The organism is Anabaena sp. CCY 9402-a (assembly GCF_963920945.1).
Classification (GTDB): Bacteria; Cyanobacteriota; Cyanobacteriia; order Cyanobacteriales; family Nostocaceae; genus Trichormus; species Trichormus minutissimus.
In genome coordinates this window covers 1-5,362 of the sequence record NZ_CAWUDL010000148.1, presented here as the reverse complement: position 1 = coordinate 5,362, position 5,362 = coordinate 1, and the positions used below count along the sequence as shown (strand labels likewise).

The 5,362-nt window shown below is 42.2% G+C and carries 3 protein-coding genes; 2 read left to right on the top strand and 1 reads right to left on the bottom strand.

The window, feature by feature from the left end:
- Nucleotides 1–152: 152 nt before the first annotated feature.
- Nucleotides 153–1,361, bottom strand: a complete 1,209-nt coding sequence (locus ACM0OR_RS27520) for a glycosyltransferase (RefSeq protein ID WP_414579581.1) — start codon at nucleotides 1,359–1,361, stop codon at nucleotides 153–155.
- Nucleotides 1,362–1,548: 187 nt separating this feature from the next.
- On the opposite strand from ACM0OR_RS27520, the gene shc reads away from it, so the two are divergent.
- Both shc and ACM0OR_RS27510 read left to right on the top strand, forming a co-directional pair.
- Nucleotides 1,549–3,465, top strand: coding sequence for a squalene--hopene cyclase (gene shc, locus ACM0OR_RS27515; RefSeq protein WP_414579579.1), 1,917 nt, complete (start codon nucleotides 1,549–1,551; stop codon nucleotides 3,463–3,465).
- A 221-nt stretch (nucleotides 3,466–3,686) separates the two neighbouring features.
- Complete coding sequence (locus tag ACM0OR_RS27510) at nucleotides 3,687–5,015, top strand: hypothetical protein (protein ID WP_414579578.1); 1,329 nt, start codon at nucleotides 3,687–3,689, stop codon at nucleotides 5,013–5,015.
- The last annotated feature ends 347 nt before the right edge of the window (nucleotides 5,016–5,362 follow it).

Genomic DNA, 5,362 nt, shown 5'->3' with positions numbered 1-5,362 from the left:
AATTCTCCGAGAATTTGGTAAAAACTATGTAATTAATTTTGTTTAGCTACTTAACCAACGAATGAAATCACGGGGATATTGTTCTGCAAGGATTTTACACAGGTTGTCATATTCTGCCATTTCAAAGATTGCACTTAATTTGATTGCTGATTTTATCCCGGATAAACTCTACCTTTCCACGCGCCGCCGCGTCCTTGCCAATGGCGTAATGCAGAATCTATAGTCATGAGGGTGTAGAGAAAGGCGATCGCAGGTAAACTAAAAGCAAAGACAGGTGAACATCGATAAAAACGAACCGTGGGAAAATAAGCCAACGTCATCAACAGCCATGTTAATAAACTTGTGATGGCAATTAATTGATTCCCCAGCAATACACCGATAATTAAACCTATAGGCGGAACTAGATAAATTAAGGTCATCGCCACCACAGTTCCCAGCAGTAACCAGGGAGAATAATTCAATTGAGTGTAAGCAGTCCGCGCCACCATATCCCAAATTGTTTTCAAAGATGGATAAGGACGCAAACTGCGAGTGAGGGAACTCAAGCCAAGCCAGATTTTTCTAGAGGGAGTGGGGGAAGATGAGAGAGAAACACTACCTTGTCCCCAATCCCCAGTCCCCTTAACAGCTTGAGCTAAGGCGCAGTCATCAATTAAAGCTTGGCGAATGACTTGAAAACCGCCAATTCTCTCTAATGCTTCTCGGCGAATGAGGATAGAACCACCAGCAGCCGCCGCCGTTTGATTTTTGGGGTTATTCACCCAGCGAAAGGGATAGAGTTTTTGAAAGAAAAAGACAAATGCAGGTATTAACAGTTTTTCCCAAAAGCTTTGACATCTCAGTCTTACCATGACCGATGCTAGGTCTAAATCTTCTTGTTCGGCTTTAGCAACCAATCGCCGCAGATTGTTGACATCATGCTCAATATCTGCATCGGTGAGGAAAAAATAATCTGGTGTTAATGTTTTGGCGTTTTGAATGCCTTGTTCTACTGCCCAAAGTTTACCAGACCATTCGGGGGGTAGGGATGCACTGGAGATAATCTTTAATTGCTGGGCTTTATTTACTGCGTGGGCAACTCCTTCAGCAAAGGCGGTTGTCCCATCTGTACTATGATCATCTACTAAGAATACATGAAACTCACCGGGGTAGTCTTGGAGTAAAAGCGATCGCAATGATATTGGTAACAATTCCGCTTCGTTACGCGCCGGAACTACTGCACACACTTTAGGTAAGGATTGTAACGCAGGTTCAACCGTCTCTAGTTGCTGATCTACCCGCCAAAACTGCCCCCGCAAAGTTAATAATCCTAACCAAATCAATAAAGATAATAATGTTAGCCCCAAAATAAATGCACCCATATCGCTCCAGTTCAAAATTGCCAAACTATTGATGATTTTTGCTGTTAGTTAGGGATTTTTGCTCTTTTCAACACATGAAATTACTTCTAATTCTTTATGCCTCAAACACAATACAATATTTGCTAATTACGGGAAAAATTTTTTCCTTGTACTGCCGTATTCATAGCTAAATGTTGAGTAGGATTTGATGCAGACACAAGACAGGTTAGAAGTCAATCAACTTGCACAAGCGATCGCAGCTAGTCAAAAATATTTGCTATCACTGCAAAATCCGGCTGGTTACTGGTGGGCTGAGTTAGAGTCTAATGTCACTATCACGGCTGAGGTGGTCTTACTCCACAAAATTTGGGGAACAGATACAACTAGACCTCTGCACAAAGTCGCAACATATCTGCGTTCCCAGCAACGGCAGCATGGAGGTTGGGAATTATTTTATGATGATGGCGGAGAACTCAGCACGTCGGTTGAGGCGTATATGGCTTTGCGGTTGCTTGGTGTCCCTGCAACTGACCCAGACATGATCCGGGCGCGAGATTTCATCATCCAACGGGGCGGCATTAGTAAAACGCGCATCTTTACTAAGTTTCACTTGGCTTTAGTGGGTTGTTATGACTGGCGTGGTTTGCCTTCTCTGCCTGCTTGGGTAATGCTGTTACCTAAAGAGTTCCCCGTCAATATCTATGAAATGTCCAGTTGGGCGCGGTCTAGCACTGTCCCATTGTTGATTGTCTTTGACCGTAAACCTGTTTTTAGCACGAACCCCAGCATCAATCTTGATGAGTTATACGCTGAAGGTGTGGAGAATGTCCGGTGGGAGTTACCCCGCAGTGGCGACTGGACAGATTTATTCCTTACCCTCGATGCAGGATTTAAGTTTGCAGAAAGCCTAAATTTCATTCCTTTTAGAGAAGAAGGGATCAAAGCCGCAGAAAAGTGGATTTTAGAACGCCAAGAAGCTACAGGCGACTGGGGGGGAATTATTCCCGCTATGCTGAATTCTATGCTGGCTTTGCGGTGTCTCGATTATGACCCCAGTGACCCAATTGTGGAACGGGGTTTGCAAGCTATTGATAACTTTGCGATTGAAACAGAGGATAGTTACTGTGTTCAACCTTGTGTATCGCCGGTTTGGGATACAGCCTGGGTAATGCGGGCGTTTGTTGACTCTGGGATTGCACCAGACCATCTAGCTATAGTGAAGGCGGGAGAATGGTTATTACAAAAGCAAATCCTTGATTATGGTGATTGGATAGTCAAAAATCCCCAAGGTAAACCGGGGGCTTGGGCGTTTGAGTTTGACAATCGTTTTTACCCAGATGTGGATGATACGGCTGTGGTAGTAATGGCATTGTACGCGGCGAATTTACCTAATGAACAATTAAAACACAGAGCCTGCGATCGCGCTCTCAAATGGGTTGAGTCTATGCAGTGTAAACCTGGCGGTTGGGCTGCTTTTGATATCGACAATGACCAAGATTGGCTCAACGCTGTACCTTACGGCGATTTGAAAGCCATGATAGACCCCAACACGGCTGATGTCACCGCCAGAGTTTTAGAAATGCTAGGGGTGTGTAACTTATCTATTACACCTCACAACCTAGAACGGGCATTTAGTTATCTGTTGAACGAACAAGAACCGGAAGGTTGTTGGTTTGGGCGTTGGGGAGTAAATTACATCTACGGTACAAGTGGTGTTCTCTCAGCCTTAGCTGCAATTGCGCCGCAAAGGTATCAACGCCAAATCGCACAGGGTGCAGCTTGGTTAGTGAGCTGTCAAAACCCCGATGGTGGTTGGGGTGAAACTTGTCGTAGTTACAATGATCCTAGTCTTAAAGGTAAAGGACGCAGCACGCCATCCCAAACAGCCTGGGCAATAATTGGCTTGATAGCAGCCGGGGAAGCTACTGGTAAATTTGCCCGTGAGGCTATGGAAAAGGGAATTAGCTATTTGGTGTCAACGCAAAAATCAGATGGTAGTTGGTTTGAGGCAGACTTTACTGGTACTGGCTTTCCTGGTCACTTTTATTTGAAGTATCACTTTTATCAACAGTATTTTCCTCTCATTGCCCTAGGTCGGTATCAAGTAATAGGAGACAAGGTATAGGGTATAGGGATTGGGATGTCGGGGTTTACCGGGATTTTTCACGAATGAGAAATCCCAATTATGACATTGTTTTTTCCTAGAACCGCAAAGTTTGCTAGAGAGACGTTGCTTGTCAATAAGTCAACCAGCTCAATGTATATTATGACAAATCTAGCTGTTGCTAGATGCTGTGATTCTCGCCTGAGCCTTAATCTACAGCTATTGTACCGAGAGACAGACTTGTGGATAGGATATTAGAGCGATCGCACGAACTCAAGCAAGCTTTATTAGATTTCGTTTTGGATGCAGAAGGGGAACTAGCACAAGCATTAGAAACCTATGCAGCAGAACAGTCACGCCGCCGTAGTGGAGATAGTACACAGCAAGACTTAACTATTGATAGCTTTCTGGTTGAAGGGAGAGTTGGAGAGCAATCACCAATAGATTTATTTATTCAACAGTATACAGACATTACAGAGAGCGATCGCCTGCTACTCCAGAATTGGCATCAGAGTTTTATGGGGTTATTTGCTATTACGAAAATTGAGAGCGATAGTTTAGAGTTAAAAAATTGGTTAACGGATAAATATTATTTTCTTAAACCAAATAATAACCAAACATTACAGGCGATTTCACGATTAAAACTAGAGGAAATATTATTAACCAGAATTGCACCTATTACTGACGGCTACTGGACATTTTTTGGACAATACACCCTCTTGGGTAAATTGGGTAAACCAAAATTAGCTGTAGCTATTGGTAACTTTAAGGAAAACTATAAAAATCATCTTTACAGTGATGCGCCAGACTTACTAAAAGCAGCTTGGCAGTCTGTATCCCAATACCATGAGCAGTTTATTGAATTTTTCCGTAGTGATGAAATTACACTGCCTGGATATCAACTTAATCAAAAAATTGGTGAATTTCAAGAGTTAACCACCGATAAATGCTTTGCTGCACTAGGAATTGATCAAAATAAGTCTCTAAGTGAGTTAGCAGCAGAAACTGGTGTTTCTGAAGCAGACATTCAAGCAGCAGCCAAAGAAACTGGTGCTGATGCCAAATTACTTTCGCAGGTATTTAATAATAAAAATGGCAGCAGTAAAATGGTGATGCCAAAGGTTGATTTACCTGCGGAACTAAAAAAAGCTGAACAAGTAACCGCGATTTCTCATCCCCGTTGGGGACAGATGTTTTTAGCAACTTATAGTAAATTCCAAACACTATTAACAGCAGAAAATTGGCAAAATGTTGATGGTTCTGAAAAACTAATTCGTCATTACCTCGAAGATAAAAGTATTAATGCTTTTATTTGGCATCGTTTAGCCCAAAATCATCCCAATTCTTTAGAACATATACTACAAGATTACTTACAATGTCCAGAATTTAACCTTGCCATTGACTTAGACAAATTGCTGCAAGAGTTCAATAAACCCCTCAATCCAGATTTACCAGAAATTGCCAGTGTACCCCTACATCTGCACGAATTATTTCAAGCTGCTGTCGTCGAAGTTCATAAATCTAGACCCAAGGCTAAGGGCAAACAAAAGCCAGTGAAAGGTTTTCAATAATTTGTTTTAAAAAGTGTATCTAATTCGGGTTCGCTAAAAAAGAAAGACAAAGTGACCGTCTCTAGATTATCAGACCAGAGAAGTATATTCAGGTGCAAGACAAGAGGGTAAAATAGCCCAAAATCCTTGTAGCAGCGTGGACAGCAGTTGCTTAATATATTATTAGTAATCATGTACTAAAAAATAGAATCAACTCCAATTTCAGAGTCCACACAAGTCAGCGAACCATGAATCAAAAGACTCCTCCATAAATTAATATGAAGGAGCTTTTAAGTATCTTTTAAAATATAAGACCTGGCACTGAGCGATTGTGGCGGGAGGCAACCCTCCAACTATCGTAGCCGCAG